This is a genomic window from Sphingomonas sp. FW306-05-A, from assembly GCF_058782275.1.
Genome location: NZ_JBYSXN010000001.1, coordinates 1,305,974 through 1,319,865, shown reverse-complemented (window position 1 = coordinate 1,319,865; position 13,892 = coordinate 1,305,974). Strand labels below are relative to the sequence as shown.

Here is a 13,892-nt window from a genome sequence, read left to right as displayed (position 1 = left end):
ATGCACGTCGCCTTTCGCGAAACGCATGGCATCGACGACGCGGCGACCCCGCGCGATCTGGGGCAGGATGCCGCGGATCTAGTAGTGCTGTCCTTCTCGGACAGCGATCTCGGCGCGTTCGCGGCTGGATGGCGGGCGGCGGGGCCTGCGCTGCCGACGCTGCGGCTCGCCAATCTCGCCGAGCTGACGCATCCGCTTTCGGTCGATACCTATGTCGAACGGACGCTCGGTGCGGCCAGGGGGATCCTAATCCGGTTGATCGGGGGTACCGCTTATTGGTCTTACGGCGTCCAGCAGGTCGCCGCGCTCGCCCGGCAGCGCGGGATCGCACTGGCGGTGCTGCCCGCGGACGGGCGCGTGGATGCGCGGCTGGATGCGGCCTCGACGCTGCCCGTCGCGACGCTGCGAAGACTGGCGGGGCTGTGCGATCTTGGCGGCGCACACGCTGCACGGGCCGCGATCGAGGGACTCGCGGCAGCGGCGGGGCTGGCTGACGACCTTGCCGCGACCCCGCCAGTGATCGCAGCGGTTGGTGGGTGGCAACCCGACACGGGGGCCTCCTGCCCCGCCGCGTTCGCGATCACGGCGCGCAAGCCGCGGGTGCTGCTGGTCTTCTATCGATCGTACCTGCTGGCCGCCGATGTCGCGCCGATTGCGGCGCTGCACGCGGCGTTCGCCGCCAAGGGATATGACGCGATCGGGCTGTTCGTCCCCTCGCTCAAGGAGGCAGGCGCGCGCGGCTGGATCGCTCGGTGGGTGGCGGCGCTGGGGCCGGTTGCGATGGTCAACGCGACCGCTTTCTCGGCGAGCGATGCGGCGGGCGTGACGCCGCTCGACGGGGCCGGGGTGCCGGTGTTTCAGGTGGCGCTGGCGACGTCGGATCGCGCGGCTTGGCTGGACGCGCCGCGCGGGTTGTCTCCGGCGGATCTGGCGATGCATGTCGTTCTGCCTGAGGTGGATGGGCGCGTCTTTGCAGGCGTTGCGAGCTTCAAGGAGGCCGCGCCGCGCGACGCCGATCTGCAATATGCGCGGCGCGAGCACCGGCCTGATCCGGCGCGGATCATAGCGATCGTTGCACAGGTGGACGGGTGGGCGCGGCTTGCCGCCACGCCGGTTGCGGAACGACGGATCGCGATCGTTCTGTCGACCTATCCCGGCAAGGCGCATCAGATGGCGCATGCGGTGGGGCTCGATGCGATTGCGTCGGTGGGCGCTATGCTGGGGGATCTGGCGGTGGCGGGCTATGCGGTCGATCCGGCGAAAGTGACGAACGTTGCGGGTGATGTTCTCGATAATACAATGACTTGGGCGGTTGCGGCCTACCGCAAGGCATTGGCCGACCTTCCGGCACGACTGCAGGCCGACCTGTGCGACGCCTGGGGCTTGCCGGAGACCGACCGTGCCGTCCGCGGCGATGCCTTCCATTTTGCGGCGATCGACACCGGCGCTGGCCTGATCGCGCTTCAGCCCGAACGCGGCGATCCGCAGATGCGGGCCGAGCGATATCACGATCTTACGCGCTGCCCGCGGCATGGGTATGTCGCCTTCTATCTGTGGCTGCGGACGCTTGGGATCGATGCGCTGGTGCATGTCGGTGCGCATGGGACGCTCGAATGGCTGCCCGGCAAGGCGGTTGCGCTGTCGGACGACTGCTGGCCCGCCGCGCTTACGGGCGCGATGCCGGTCATTTATCCGTTCATTGTCAACGATCCGGGTGAAGCCGCGCAAGCAAAGCGCCGGATCGGTGCGGTGACGATTGGTCACGTCCCGCCCCCGCTCGTCGCCACGCGCAGCGGCGCGGGGCTGGGGCGGCTGGAGGCGTTGCTCGACGAATTCTCGAACGCGGACGGGCTCGATCCGGCGAGGCGCGATCGATTGCGGGGCGATATTGCGGACGAGGCGCGGTCGCTCGGGTTGGATGCGGTGCTGGGGCTCGACGCTGCGGCGTCGCAGGCCGATGCCATCACGCGGATCGACACCTTCGTATGTGACGTGAAAGACAGCCAATTTGGCGACGGGCTCCATGTCTTCGGGCGGGGCGAACAGGGGCCGGCGGAACGCGACGGGCTGTTGCGCGCGCTGGCCGGAGAGCGGGTTCCACCCGGGCCATCGGGGTCGCCGTGGCGTGGACGACAGGATGTGCTGCCGACCGGGCGCAACCTGTACACGACCGATCCGCGCGCGGTGCCGTCGCGCTCGGCGCGGGCGCAAGGTGTTCTGCTCGCCAACGAATTGATCCGGCGGCATTTGCAGGATCATGGCGACTATCCGCGCGGGCTGGTGGTCGACCTGTGGGGGTCGGCGACGATGCGCACCGCGGGTGAGGAATTTGCGATGGCGCTCCACCTGCTCGGGGTCGAACCGGTGTGGGATCATGCCACGGATCGGGTGACGGGGATCGAAATCCTGCCCTTAATGACGCTGGATCGTCCCCGAATTGACGTCACTTTACGCGTTTCGGGACTGTTTCGAGACGCTTTTCCCACGCTTTGTGCGCTGTTTGGACAGGCCATTCGCGCCCTTGCGCAGCGCGATGAGCCCGCCGATCGCAATCCGTTCGTCGGAACCGCGCCGGGGCCGCGCGTCTATGGCCCGTGTCCGGGCAGCTACGGCATCGGCTTGGGCGATGCGGCGGACACCTATACGCCCGAGGCGCGGATCGGGGCGGGCACGGCGTGGCTCGCCGCGTCGGGCTTTGCGCTCGATGCGGGGGATGCGCACGCCGACGCCGCAGGCATTGCCGCGCGGGTCGCCGCTGCGGACGGCTTCGTCCACGTCCAGGACCTGCCCGAGACCGACCTGTTGCTTGCGGCGGACTATGCGGCGCACGAAGCAGGGTTTGCGGCGGCGCTGGGCGTGGTCGGGGGCAAGGCGGCGCTGTACCATCTCGACGCGACCGATCCGGCACGGCCGCGTGCCCGTCCGCTGGCGGAGGAAATCGCGCGGGTCGTGCGGGCGCGGGCGGCGCATCCCGGGTGGATCGCGGGGATGCTGCGCCACGGGTTCCGGGGGGCTGCCGAGATTGCGGCGACGCTCGATCATCTCGGGAGCTTCGCGTCGCTCGCCGATGTCGTGACGCCGGAGACGATCGATCTCTATTACGATGCGACGCTCGCGCAGGATGAGGTTCGCGCCTTCATGGCCGAGGCCAATCCGCTGGCGCTTGCGGCGATGGAAGCGCGGTTTGCGGCGCTTCATGCGGCGGGGCTGTGGGCTACGAGGCGTAATTCGACGCTCGCGTGGCTGGAGGACCGGACGTGAGCGTCGTCCGAGGCTGGTGCCCGACCGCGCATCGCCCGATGGCGGCGGGGGACGGGCTGATCGTGCGGGTCCGCCCGCGGCTGGCGCGGTTGACGCGTGCGCAGGTGCTGGGCCTGTGTGAGGCGGCGAGCACGCATGGCAACGGGCAGATCGACCTGACCAACCGCGGCAATCTGCAGATCCGCGGCGTCTGCGAAGACAGTTGGCCCGCGCTGATCGACGAATTGTGCGGCCTCGGTCTGGTCGACCCCGATCCGACGATGGAAGCCCGCCATGCGGTGCTAGTCGCGCCTGACTGGCGTTCGGGCGACGAGACGCATCGCATCGCCAGCGACGTGATCGCGCGTCTAGCCAACTTTCCCGATCTGCCGGGCAAGTTCGGGTTTGCGATCGATGCAGGGGCCGCGCCGGTGCTGCGCGACGACCCTGCCGACATTCGGGTCGAGCGTGGCGCAGACGGCGGGCTGATCCTGCGCGCGGACGGTCGTGCGACTGGGGTGCGCATCGCGCCGGGCGACGCGGTTGCCGCAATGAACGCGCTGGCGGAATGGTTCGTCGCGAGCGGCGGCGTTACCGCGGGGCGGATGGCGCGTCATGCCGCCCCCCTCCCCGACTGGGCGCGTGGCGACGCTCTTCCGGCAGCGTCCGTACCGATGCTCGCGGCTGGTGCGCATGGTCTCGGCGCTGTGCATGGCGTCGCGTTCGGGCGGATAGACGCGAGAACGCTAGCTTCGCTGACGACGCCGGGCGTCAGCGCGTTGCGGATCACGCCGTGGCGTCGCGTGATCGTTGAGGGGGGTACGGCTCCCACCACCCCCGACCCGGTCGGCATCGCCGTGGACGCCTGCGTCGGCGCGCCCGACTGCCCGCAGGCGAGCGTCGAGACACGCGCGCTGGCGCTGCGGCTCGCGCCGCATGTCGCGGGACGGCTGCACGTCTCGGGTTGCGCCAAGGGGTGCGCGCGGTCGCGGCCTGCGGACGTCGTTCTCACCGGGCGCGACGGGCGCTTCGACGTCGCGTTCGACGCGCGCGCTGGCGACCCGCCTGCCCTCATCGGGTTCGACCAAAACCGGCTTCTCACCCATTTCGGAGTTTCCTGATGCCGCATGTCTACCAAACCGACGGTGCGGCGATCTATCGCCAGTCCTTCGCCACGATCCGCGCCGAAGCCGAGCTCGATCGCTTCACCCCCGAGGAGGAACCCGTCGCGGTGCGGATGATCCATGCCGCGGGTCTGGTCGAACTGGCGGCGCAGATCCGCTTCTCGCCCGACTTCGCGCGCGCTGCCCGCGCGGCGCTGGCGGGGGGCGCGCCGATCCTGTGCGATGCGCGGATGGTGACCGAAGGGATCACGCGCGGACGCCTCCCTGCGGACAATCCGGTGATCTGTACGCTGCATGATCCCGCGACGATCGAGCTCGCCCGCACGATGCACAACACGCGCTCCGCCGCCGCACTGGAGCTGTGGCGACCGCATCTGGCGGGCGCGGTGGTTGCGATCGGCAATGCGCCGACCGCGCTGTTCCATTTGCTCAACATGCTCGAGGACCCTGCCTGCCCGCGCCCCGCGGCGATCATCGGCTGCCCGGTCGGCTTCGTCGGGGCGGTCGAGTCCAAGGCGGCGTTGTGGGCGGAACAGCCGGTGCCGTGCGTCGTGGTCGAAGGCCGATTGGGCGGGAGTGCGATCACCGTCGCAGCGATCAACGCGCTCGCGAGCCGCGCGGAATGACCGAGCCGCTTCCCCCGGGCATCATCCACGGCGTCGGGCTCGGCCCCGGTGCGCAGGATCTGATGAGCGTGCGCGCGGACCGGCTGGTGCGTGGCGCGCAGCATGTCGCCTTCTTCCGCAAGGCGGGGAAGCCCGGCCACGCGCGGCGGATCGTCGACGGAATGCTCCATCCGGACGCGGTCGAATTCGCGATGGAATATCCCGTCACGACCGAAATTCCGACATCCGATCCGCGCTATGCCGATCGACTGTGCGGCTTTTACACCGACTGTACCGCGCATCTCGCGGCGCTTTCGGCGGCGGGCGAGGATGTCGTCGTGCTGTGCGAGGGCGACCCGTTCTTCTATGGATCGTTCATGCACCTCCACAGCCGGCTGGCGGGGGTCGCGCCGGTGCGGGTCGTCCCAGGGATCACCGGCATGTCGGGCGCGTGGACCGCGAGCGACATTCCGATCACCTGGGGCGAGGACGTGCTGACCGTCCTGACCGCGACGATGGGCGAGGACGCGTTGACCCGGCGGATCCGCGATACCGATGCGCTGGTGGTGATGAAGATCGGGCGGCACCTGGGCAAACTGCGCCGCGCGGTCGCAGCGGCGGGGCGGACGGAGGGGGCGTGGCTGGTCGAATATGCCGCGATGCCCGAGCAGCGCGTCACGCGGCTGGCCGATGTCGAGGGGATCGCGCCCTATTTTGCGATCCTGCTGATCCACGGTCAGGGGCGGCGGCCATGAGCGGGTGGATCGCGATCGCGGGGCTCGGGCCGGGGGATGCGGCGCTGGTGACGCCTGAGGTGACTGCTGCGCTTGCCGCGGCGACCGACGTGATCGGCTATATTCCTTATGTCGCGCGGGTTGCGCCACGGGAAGGCCTGACGCTGCATCCTTCCGACAATCGGGTGGAGCTGGACCGCGCTGGCCATGCGCTGACGCTCGCGTTGGCGGGACAGCGGGTGGTGGTCGTATCGTCGGGCGATCCGGGGGTGTTCGCGATGGCGGCGGCGGTGTTCGAGGCGATCGATCACGGTCCGGCGGCGTGGCGCGGGGTCGACGTTCGCGTGCTGCCCGGGATCACCGCGATGCTCGCCGCCGCGGCGCGGGCGGGTGCGCCGCTCGGGCATGATTTCTGCGCGATCAACCTGTCGGACAATCTCAAGCCGCAGGCGCTGATCGAGCGGCGCGTGCGGCTTGCGGCGCAGGCGGATTTCGCGATCGCCTTTTATAATCCACGCTCGCGCGCCCGGCCTGAAGGGTTCGGGCGCGCGCTTGCGATCCTGCGGGAGGAATGTGGCGACGACCGGCCGGTGCTGTTCGCGCGTGCGGTGACGACGGCGGAGGAGAATCTGCGGATCGTGCCGCTGCCCGACGCGACGCCCGAGATGGCGGACATGCGGACGGTGGTGATCGTCGGGTCGAGCACGACGCGGACGATCCTCCGGGACGGCCCGCCGATCCTCTATACGCCGCGGTCGGCGTCGTGAGCGATCCAGTGCAGCACCGCCGCGATCTCCGCGACCTGATGCCGGTCGGGCAGCGCGGGGCGGTCGATCATCAGCACCGGCAAAGCGAGCGCGCGGGCGGCGATCAGCTTGGCTTGCGCGCCGCTGCCGCCTGCGTTCTTGCACACGACCAGATCGATCGCGTGGGCGCGGAGCAGCACTTCGTCGCCCGCGGCGGTGAACGGGCCGCGATCGACGACGATGTGGTGATCGGGGAGCTGCGGCGGCGTTTCGGGCGGATCGACGTAGCGCAGGAGGTAGCGGTGCTGCGGCTGCGCGGCGAAGGCGGCGACGTGCATCCGTCCGAGCGCAAGCATGACGTTCTGCCGCGCGCCAGCAAGCGCCGCTACCGCCGCCGCGACATCGGGAACGCTGTGCCAGCTGTCGCCGGGTTCGGGAGTCCAGGCGGGGCGAGTCAGCGCGATAAGGGGCACGTTGGCGGCTGTGGCGGCGAGGACTGCGTTGTGGCTCATCTGCGCGGCGAAGGGGTGGGTCGCGTCGACCAGATGGGTGATCGCCTCGTCCCGCAGATACTTGGTCAGGCCTGCGACGCCGCCGAACCCGCCGATGCGGACGGCGACGGGTTGCGGCTTCGGACTGGCGACGCGCCCGGCGTAGCTCAGCGTGGCGCGCAGCCCGCGTGCGGCGACCGCCTGCGCGAGCGCGCTCGCCTCGGTCGTGCCGCCGAGGATCAGGATGTTCGGCATGGCGGATGAACTCGGGGAAGCGTGGCTGACGATCGTCGGGATCGGCGAGGATGGACCAGCGGGGCTGTCCCCCGCAAGCCGCGATGCACTGGCGCGCGCGGAATGGGTGACGGGGGCGGCGCGGCATCTCGCGTTGCTGGCGGAGTTGCTGGGCGATCTGGCGGCGGACGTTGCCCCGTGGCCGGTGCCGTTCGCGGACGGGATCGCACCGTTGCTGGCGCGGCGGGGGCAGCGGGTGGTGGTGCTGGTGTCGGGCGATCCGTTCTGGTTCGGGGCGGGATCGGTGGTGACGCGGGCGCTTCTTCCCGGCGAATGGGTCGCGCATCCGGTGTCCTCGACCTTTGCGCTGGCGGCGGCACGACTGGGGTGGGCGATCGAGACGACCGCGTGCCTCGGGCTCCATGCCGCGCCGCTTGCGCGGTTGCGCACCGTGGTGGCGCCGGGGGTCCGGGCGATCGTACTGTTGCGCGATGGCGCGGCGGTGGCGGCGCTGGCGGGGTATCTGGCGGCGCTGGGGTTTGGCGAGAGCGACCTGTGGGTGCTGGAGGCGCTGGGGGGACCGCGGGAGCGGGTGCGGCGCGTGACGGCGGCGGGGTTCGCGCTTGGCGATATCGCGCATCCGGTTGCGGTGGGGGTGCTGGTCGCGGGCGCGGGCGCGGTGGTTCCGACCGTTGCGGGGCGGCCCGACGCCTTGTTCGCGCATGACGGGCAGATCACCAAGCGCCCGGTGCGCGCACTGACGCTGTCGGCGCTTGCACCGCGACCGTTCGAGACCTTGTGGGATATCGGTGCGGGGTCCGGGTCGATCGCGATCGAATGGCTGCTCGCACATCCGACGACGCAGGCGGTGGCGTTCGAGGCGGATCCGGTGCGCGCTGACCGGATGCGGGGCAATGCGGAGGCGCTGGGCGTGGATCGGCTGGGCGTCGCCGTGGCGCGCGCGCCGGAGGGGTTGGCGGGGCATCCCTTACCCGATGCGGTGTTCATCGGTGGGGGGCTTTCGGCGGCGATGCTCGACTGGCTGTGGGCGCACCTTCCGCCGGGCACGCGGTTGGTCGCCAATGCGGTGACGCTCGAGTCCGAGGCGCTGCTCGCGCAGTGGCAGGGCCTGAGGGGCGGCGATCTGCTCCGCATTGCGCTGTCCGAGGTGGCGCCGATCGGGACGCGGCGTGGGTGGCGGGCACACTATCCGATCGTGCAGTGGAGCGTGACGCTGTGATCGTCGCGGGCTTCGGGTTTCGGCACGCGGCGACGCTGGCGGCGTGCGAGGCGGCGCTGGTGCAGGCGGAGCTGGGGCAGCGGCGTGTCACCGCGCTTGCGACGCTTGCCGACAAGGCCCCCCTGCTCGCCCCGCTCGCCGCCACGCGCGGGATCGCGCTGATCGCGCTTGCACCCGAACGGCTGCTGCACGTCGAGACGCCGACGCAGTCGAGCGCCAGTCTCGCCGCGCGCGGTACCGGGAGCGTTGCCGAAGCCGCAGCCCTCGCCGCGGCCGGGACCGGCGCGCGGGTGATCGTGCGGCGCTGCATTTCCCCCGACCGGATGGCGACTTGTGCCATCGCAGAAGGACCCAGCACATGACCGTTCACTTCATCGGCGCGGGGCCCGGCGCGCCAGACCTGCTCACGCTGCGCGGGCGAGACCTGATCGCGGGGTCACCGGTGTGCCTGTATGCGGGATCGCTGGTGCCCGCGGCGCTGCTCGACCATTGTCCGGCGGGGGCGCGGATCGTCAACACAGCGCCCTTGTCGCTCGACCAGATCATCGCCGAGATCGCGAGCGCGCACGCGGCGGGGCATGACGTTGCGCGGCTCCATTCGGGGGACCTGTCGATCTGGTCGGCGATGGGCGAGCAACTGCGCCGCCTGCGCGCGCTGGGGATCCCGGTGAGCATCACGCCCGGCGTTCCGGCGTTCGCGGCGGCGGCGGCGGTGCTGGAGGCGGAACTGACGCTGCCCGGGCTGACCCAGTCGGTCGTGCTGACCCGCACCTCGGGTCGCGCGAGCGCGATGCCCGATGCCGAGGCGCTGCCCGCCTTCGCGGCGACGGGCGCGACGCTGGCGATCCATCTGTCGATCCACTTGCTCGATCGGGTCGTCGCCGAGCTGACCCCGGCCTACGGCGCAGATTGCCCGGTCGCGATCGTGTGGCGGGCGAGCTGGCCGGACGAGCGGATCGTGCGCGCGACGCTCGAAACGATCGTCGCAGCGGCAGCGGACGGGCCGGAGCGGACCGCGCTGATCCTCGTTGGGCGGGTGCTGGCCCCCGGCGATTTTGGCGAGAGCAGCCTGTACGCAGCGGACTACGACCGTCGCTTCCGACCGACCACGCCGCAGTCGCGGTTCGCCGGGACCGAGGCATGACGCCCGGACTGATGATCGCCGCCCCAGCCTCGGGCACGGGCAAGACCACGGTGATGCTTGGCCTGCTGCGCGCGTTTCGCGATGCCGGGTTGCGGGTGCAGCCGTTCAAGAGCGGCCCGGACTATATCGACCCCGCCTTCCACCGCGCGGCGAGCGGGCGACCGTCGTTCAATCTCGATAGCTGGGCGATGTCGGCGGGGATGCTGCACGGGCTTGGCGCGAAGGCGAGCGATGCCGATCTGGTCCTGGCGGAAGGATCGATGGGGCTGTTCGACGGTGTCGCGACGCCGGGCGCGACCGGGAACGGGGCGAGCGCGGACGTGGCTCGCCGGATGGGCTGGCCGGTCGTGCTGGTGATCGACGTATCGGGCCAGGCGCAATCCGCCGCCGCCACCGCGCTCGGCTTCGCGCGCTACGATCCGGACGTCGAGATTGCGGGCGTGATCCTCAACCGGGTCGCTAGCCCGCGCCACGAGCGGCTGGCGCGCAGCGGGATGGCGGCGGTCGGGCTTCGCGTGTTCGGGGCATTGCCGCGGCGTGGCGACCTCAAGCTGCCCGAGCGGCACCTCGGGCTGGTCCAGGCGTCCGAACATCCCGATCTCGACGCGCGGATCGCGGATTATGCTACGTTCCTGCGCGAGCATGTCGATCTGGACGCGTTGCGTGCGGCGGCACGGGCGGTCGGCGCCCCGACCGGGGCGGTGGAAGCGCCCCGTCTCGCGCCACCCGCCCAACGGATCGCGCTGGCGCAGGACGCGGCGTTTTCGTTCGTTTATCCGCACATGCTCGCTGCATGGCGCCACGCGGGGGCGGAGATCCTGCCTTTCTCGCCGCTGGCCGACGAGGCTCCGGCGGGGGACGCGGATCTGGTGTGGTTGCCCGGCGGCTATCCCGAACTCCATGCCGGACGGCTTGCCGCCGCCGAGCATTTCCGGGCGGGACTAATCGCGCACGCGCAGACGCGACCGGTCCACGGCGAGTGCGGCGGCTATATGGCGCTCGGCCAGGGGCTGATCGACGCGGACGGCGTGCGGCATGCGATGGCGGGGCTGCTCGGACTGGTGACGAGCTATGAGCGGCGCAAGATGCATCTCGGCTATCGCCACGCGACGCTGGTCGCGCCGATGGCGGGTGCGGGCATCGGCACGGCGCTGCGGGGGCACGAGTTCCATTATTCGACAATCCTCGACCAGCCCGACCCGGCGCTGGCGCATGTCGTCGATGCGGAAGGCACCGCTGTGGCGGAGACCGGATCGTATCGCGACCGCGTGACGGGCACCTTCTTCCACCTGATCGCGCCCGATGCCTGAGCGCCCCGTCATCGACCTCCACCTGATCGGGATCGGCACGGGCAACCTGGACCATCTGACGCGGGCCGCGGAAGCCGCAATGAATGCCGCCGACGTGATCCTCCTCCCGCGCAAGCGCGAAGCGGCGTCCGACCTGATCGTGCTGCGGCGGGAGATCTGCGCACGCGTGTTGACGGGGGCGACGCGGGTGGTCGAGTTCGACTTGCCCGAACGTGATGGAAAGAGCGCGTATCTCGCCGCAGTCGGCGATTGGCATGACGCGATCGCCGCGTGCTGGGCCACGCAGATCGCCGCGCAGCTTCCGGACGGGGGCAGGTTTGCGCTGCTCGTGTGGGGTGATCCGTCGCTGTACGACAGCAGCCTGCGGATCGCCGAGCGGCTGCGCGCGGACGGGGTCGCGCTGCGCGTCCACGTCGTGCCCGGCATCACCAGCTTGCAGGCGCTGACCGCGGCGCACGCGATCCCGCTCAATAGGCTCGGTGCGCCGGTCCTGATCACGACCGGGCGGCGGTTGCGGGCGGAAGGCTGGCCCGATGGCGTCGATACGCTGGCGGTGATGCTCGACGGGGATTGTGCGTTCACCATGCTCGATCCGGACGTGATCACGATCTGGTGGGGTGCGTATCTCGGGATGCCGCACGAGGCGCTGATCGCCGGGCCGCTGGCCGAGGTCGCGGAGACGATCGTCGCGCGCCGGGCAATGCTGCGCGCCGAGCATGGCTGGATCATGGACACGTATTTGCTGCGCCGCGGGGTGGCGGCATGACCGCGCCCGAGTTCGATCCGGAGTTCGCCGATCGCTTCGAAACGCTGCTGCGCTGGCGCCGGGACGTCCGGCATTTCGACCCGCGCCCGTTGTCGGAGGCAGTCATACAGGGCTTGCTCGAAACCGCGGCGCTCGCGCCGTCGGTGGGCAATGCGCAGCCCTGGCGGTTCGTCCGCATCCGCTCGCTGCCGCTCCGCGAAACGATCGTCGCGCATGTCGATGACGTGTCCGCAAAAGCCGCAATGGCGATCCACGACACAGAACGCCGGGATCGCTATCGCGCGCTCAAGCTGCACGGCATTCGCGAGGCGCCCGAGCTGATCGCGGTGTTCTGCGACGAGGAACCCTTCGCGGGCCATACGCTGGGCCGCACCACGATGCCCGAGATGCTGCGCTATTCGACCGTGATGGCGATCCACACGCTGTGGCTGGCGGCGCGCGCACACGGGATCGGGCTCGGCTGGGTGTCGATCCTCGAGCCATCCGTCGTCACCGAACTGCTCGACGTGCCGCCGCAGTGGAGCCTGATCGCGCTGCTGTGTCTCGGCTATCCGCTGGACCCTTCCGACATCCCCGAACTCGAACGGCGCGGCTGGCAAGCGCGCGAGCCGGTCGCAGTCCGGACGCTGGAACGATGACTTCCCTTCCCTCCACCCCATTGGAACTAACCCCATGCTGATCCCGGTCGAGAAGGCCCTTTCCGTCGTTGCGTGCAACACCTGCCGCGTTTCCGCAGATGCCCGGGAGGACGCCGACGGCGTGCGTGGTGGCGCATTGCTGGTGGCGGCGCTGGAAGCCGCGAAGGCCGCCGATCCCCGCTATGCCGATGTCGCGATCCAGCAGATGCCGTGCCTGTTCTCGTGCAGCGAGCATTGCTCGGTGCACCTGCGCGCGCCCGGCAAGGTCGGCTATCTGCTCGGGCGCTTCACCCCCGATGCGGACGCGGCGCGCGCGATCCTCGATTACGCGGTCCATTACGCCGGCAGCGCGGAGGGGCGCGTTCCATTCAAGGACTGGCCGCAGGGCATCAAGGGCCATTTCATCGCGCGCACGCCGCCGGAGGGCTATCTTGTCGAAGCGTGATCCCCAGCGCGCGCCTGCCGCGTCTCCGGTGCCGTCGCCGATCGACCGTCCGACGCTCAGGCGACGGATCGGGCTGGTGTACGTCCTGCTGATCGGCGCGAACGTCGGGGCGTGGATTTGGGCGCTGGCGCTGTTCCACGCGCAACCGCTGATGCTAGGCACCGCGCTGCTCGCCTGGGGGCTGGGGTTGCGCCACGCGGTCGATGCGGATCACATCGCCGCGATCGACAACGTCACGCGCAAGCTGATGCAGGACGGGCAGCGACCGATGGCGGTCGGCTTCTGGTTCGCGATCGGACACAGCATGATCATCCTGCTGGCCTCTGTCGCTGTTGCGTTCACGGCGTCTGCACTGTCGGGGTTCGAGGCGCTGAAGGCGAGCGGCGGGGTGATCGCGACGATCGTGTCGGCGGCGTTCCTGTTCACCATCGCCGCGATGAACCTGGTCATCCTGCGCTCGGTCTGGCGGACGTTCCAGCATGTCCGCAGCGGTGGGGCGTATGTCGACGAGGATCTCGACATGCTGCTCGGCGGGCGCGGGTTGCTGTCGCGCATCTTCCGTCCGCTGTTCCGGCTGGTGTCGCGGAGCTGGCACATGGCACCGCTCGGGTTTTTGTTCGGGCTGGGGTTCGATACCGCGACCGAGGTTGCGATCCTGGGGTTGTCGGCGGCGCAGGCGGCTCATGATTTTGCTCTGGGACCGGTGCTGGTGCTGCCTGCGCTGTTCGCGGCGGGGATGGCGCTGGTCGATACAACCGACGGCATCCTGATGCTTGGCGCGTATGAGTGGGCGTTCGTCAAGCCGATCCGCAAGCTGTACTACAACATTACGATCACTGCGGTTTCCGCGTTCGTGGCGATCGTGATCGGCGGGATCGAGACGCTCGCGCTGATTGCGGACAAGCTCGGGCTGCACGGTGGCGTGTGGTCGGCGGCGAGCGATTTGGGGGGGCGGTTCAACCTGTTGGGCTTCGGGATTATCGGAGTGTTCGCGTTGTGCTGGATCGTCAGCTGGGCGGTATTCCGGTGGAAGCGGTTCGATGAGATCGAGGTGCGGTACGGGGGGTGACGGGGGTTCCTTGCTACATCCTGCCGTCATTCCCGCGCAGGCGGGAATCCATTGCCACAGCTTGTGCCCGTTTACGACACGGCGGAACGAATGGATCCCCGCCTGC

General features: G+C 70.1%; 14 protein-coding genes. 13 read left to right on the top strand and 1 reads right to left on the bottom strand.

Features of this window, described 5'->3' with window-relative positions; all coding sequences use genetic code 11:
• Genes cobN through cobJ form a run of 5 tightly spaced genes read left to right on the top strand, consistent with a single transcriptional unit; the run spans nucleotide 1 to nucleotide 6,470 of the window.
• Nucleotides 1-3,261, top strand: coding sequence for a cobaltochelatase subunit CobN (gene cobN, locus AC3WJR_RS06080; RefSeq protein WP_492723157.1), 3,261 nt, complete (start codon nucleotides 1-3; stop codon nucleotides 3,259-3,261).
• A gap of 38 nt (nucleotides 3,262-3,299) precedes the next feature.
• The gene (locus AC3WJR_RS06075) at nucleotides 3,300-4,361 is read left to right on the top strand and encodes a ferredoxin-like domain-containing protein (protein ID WP_492724181.1); all 1,062 of its coding nucleotides are present in this window, start codon (nucleotides 3,300-3,302) and stop codon (nucleotides 4,359-4,361) included.
• Nucleotides 4,361-4,990 (top strand): precorrin-8X methylmutase, encoded by a 630-nt coding sequence (locus tag AC3WJR_RS06070; RefSeq protein ID WP_492723155.1) that lies wholly within the window; start codon nucleotides 4,361-4,363, stop codon nucleotides 4,988-4,990. The genes AC3WJR_RS06075 and AC3WJR_RS06070 overlap by 1 nt, the downstream gene beginning before the upstream one ends.
• Nucleotides 4,987-5,724, top strand: coding sequence for a precorrin-2 C(20)-methyltransferase (gene cobI, locus AC3WJR_RS06065; RefSeq protein WP_492723153.1), 738 nt, complete (start codon nucleotides 4,987-4,989; stop codon nucleotides 5,722-5,724). Before AC3WJR_RS06070 ends, cobI begins: the two co-directional genes overlap by 4 nt.
• Nucleotides 5,721-6,470 (top strand): precorrin-3B C(17)-methyltransferase, encoded by a 750-nt coding sequence (gene cobJ / locus AC3WJR_RS06060; protein WP_492723151.1) that lies wholly within the window; start codon nucleotides 5,721-5,723, stop codon nucleotides 6,468-6,470. The genes cobI and cobJ overlap by 4 nt, the downstream gene beginning before the upstream one ends.
• Here cobJ and AC3WJR_RS06055 read toward each other — a convergent pair.
• On the bottom strand, nucleotides 6,446-7,195 hold the full coding sequence (locus tag AC3WJR_RS06055) for a cobalt-precorrin-6A reductase (protein WP_492723149.1): 750 nt from the start codon (nucleotides 7,193-7,195) through the stop codon (nucleotides 6,446-6,448). The genes cobJ and AC3WJR_RS06055 overlap by 25 nt on opposite strands.
• Here AC3WJR_RS06055 and cbiE point away from each other — a divergent pair.
• Genes cbiE through AC3WJR_RS06015 form a run of 8 tightly spaced genes read left to right on the top strand, consistent with a single transcriptional unit; the run spans nucleotide 7,194 to nucleotide 13,786 of the window.
• Nucleotides 7,194-8,414 (top strand): precorrin-6y C5,15-methyltransferase (decarboxylating) subunit CbiE, encoded by a 1,221-nt coding sequence (cbiE, locus tag AC3WJR_RS06050; protein WP_492723147.1) that lies wholly within the window; start codon nucleotides 7,194-7,196, stop codon nucleotides 8,412-8,414. The two genes, AC3WJR_RS06055 and cbiE, sit on opposite strands and share 2 nt — an antisense overlap.
• Nucleotides 8,396-8,776 (top strand): cobalamin biosynthesis protein, encoded by a 381-nt coding sequence (locus tag AC3WJR_RS06045; RefSeq protein ID WP_492723145.1) that lies wholly within the window; start codon nucleotides 8,396-8,398, stop codon nucleotides 8,774-8,776. The genes cbiE and AC3WJR_RS06045 overlap by 19 nt, the downstream gene beginning before the upstream one ends.
• Nucleotides 8,773-9,558 carry a precorrin-4 C(11)-methyltransferase gene (gene cobM, locus AC3WJR_RS06040; RefSeq protein WP_492723143.1) on the top strand — a complete coding sequence of 262 codons (786 nt, stop codon included), beginning with the start codon at nucleotides 8,773-8,775 and terminating at the stop codon, nucleotides 9,556-9,558. Before AC3WJR_RS06045 ends, cobM begins: the two co-directional genes overlap by 4 nt.
• Nucleotides 9,555-10,868, top strand: a complete 1,314-nt coding sequence (locus AC3WJR_RS06035; RefSeq protein WP_492723141.1) for a cobyrinic acid a,c-diamide synthase CobB — start codon at nucleotides 9,555-9,557, stop codon at nucleotides 10,866-10,868. Before cobM ends, AC3WJR_RS06035 begins: the two co-directional genes overlap by 4 nt.
• Nucleotides 10,861-11,634, top strand: coding sequence for a precorrin-6A synthase (deacetylating) (gene cobF / locus AC3WJR_RS06030; protein ID WP_492723139.1), 774 nt, complete (start codon nucleotides 10,861-10,863; stop codon nucleotides 11,632-11,634). The genes AC3WJR_RS06035 and cobF overlap by 8 nt, the downstream gene beginning before the upstream one ends.
• Nucleotides 11,631-12,272 carry a 5,6-dimethylbenzimidazole synthase gene (bluB, locus tag AC3WJR_RS06025; RefSeq protein ID WP_492723137.1) on the top strand — a complete coding sequence of 214 codons (642 nt, stop codon included), beginning with the start codon at nucleotides 11,631-11,633 and terminating at the stop codon, nucleotides 12,270-12,272. Before cobF ends, bluB begins: the two co-directional genes overlap by 4 nt.
• A 34-nt stretch (nucleotides 12,273-12,306) precedes the next feature.
• Nucleotides 12,307-12,717, top strand: a complete 411-nt coding sequence (locus tag AC3WJR_RS06020) for a DUF1636 domain-containing protein (protein WP_492723135.1) — start codon at nucleotides 12,307-12,309, stop codon at nucleotides 12,715-12,717.
• Between the two features lie 28 nt (nucleotides 12,718-12,745).
• The gene (locus AC3WJR_RS06015) at nucleotides 12,746-13,786 is read left to right on the top strand and encodes a HoxN/HupN/NixA family nickel/cobalt transporter (protein ID WP_492724179.1); all 1,041 of its coding nucleotides are present in this window, start codon (nucleotides 12,746-12,748) and stop codon (nucleotides 13,784-13,786) included.
• The last annotated feature ends 106 nt before the right edge of the window (nucleotides 13,787-13,892 follow it).

Excerpts from the sequence above, each read along its gene's own strand:
- cobN (WP_492723157.1), top strand. The coding sequence starts at position 1 with ATGCACGTCGCCTTTCGCGAAACGCATGGCATCGACGACGCGGCGACC.
- AC3WJR_RS06075 (WP_492724181.1), top strand. The coding sequence starts at position 3,300 with ATGGCGGCGGGGGACGGGCTGATCGTGCGGGTCCGCCCGCGGCTGGCG.
- AC3WJR_RS06070 (WP_492723155.1), top strand. The coding sequence starts at position 4,361 with ATGCCGCATGTCTACCAAACCGACGGTGCGGCGATCTATCGCCAGTCC.
- cobI (WP_492723153.1), top strand. The coding sequence starts at position 4,987 with ATGACCGAGCCGCTTCCCCCGGGCATCATCCACGGCGTCGGGCTCGGC.
- cobJ (WP_492723151.1), top strand. The coding sequence starts at position 5,721 with ATGAGCGGGTGGATCGCGATCGCGGGGCTCGGGCCGGGGGATGCGGCG.
- cbiE (WP_492723147.1), top strand. The coding sequence starts at position 7,194 with ATGGCGGATGAACTCGGGGAAGCGTGGCTGACGATCGTCGGGATCGGC.
- AC3WJR_RS06055 (WP_492723149.1), bottom strand. The coding sequence starts at position 7,195 with ATGCCGAACATCCTGATCCTCGGCGGCACGACCGAGGCGAGCGCGCTC.
- cobM (WP_492723143.1), top strand. The coding sequence starts at position 8,773 with ATGACCGTTCACTTCATCGGCGCGGGGCCCGGCGCGCCAGACCTGCTC.
- AC3WJR_RS06035 (WP_492723141.1), top strand. The coding sequence starts at position 9,555 with ATGACGCCCGGACTGATGATCGCCGCCCCAGCCTCGGGCACGGGCAAG.
- cobF (WP_492723139.1), top strand. The coding sequence starts at position 10,861 with ATGCCTGAGCGCCCCGTCATCGACCTCCACCTGATCGGGATCGGCACG.
- bluB (WP_492723137.1), top strand. The coding sequence starts at position 11,631 with ATGACCGCGCCCGAGTTCGATCCGGAGTTCGCCGATCGCTTCGAAACG.
- AC3WJR_RS06020 (WP_492723135.1), top strand. The coding sequence starts at position 12,307 with ATGCTGATCCCGGTCGAGAAGGCCCTTTCCGTCGTTGCGTGCAACACC.